Annotated in this window: 1 protein-coding gene; it reads left to right on the forward strand. The window is 38.4% G+C overall.

Translation table 11 applies throughout. From position 1 onward, the window contains the following. The coding region (locus M901_RS13535) for a hypothetical protein (RefSeq protein WP_034722307.1) at positions 1-211 on the forward strand (211 nt) is incomplete at both ends.

Here is a 211-nt window from a genome sequence, read left to right on the forward strand (position 1 = left end):
ATGTTGATGCGGCGTCGATTGAAGCCAGAGTAAATAAGGAATTTATTGCAAATACGCATTTTAGTAAAGGAAACTCTCTCAAGAGTGAATTTGAAGAAGCTGTCGCTCTTTTAGGGCAATTGCCAAACCAGAAGCCAAGTACGAAATCGAGTACTAAGACGGAAAAAGTTCAAGCTGAAATGATTGATGATATTGATTTTGGTACATCAGC

It is taken from the genome of Bacteriovorax sp. DB6_IX (assembly GCF_000447775.1).
GTDB lineage: Bacteria > Bdellovibrionota > Bacteriovoracia > Bacteriovoracales > Bacteriovoracaceae > Halobacteriovorax_A.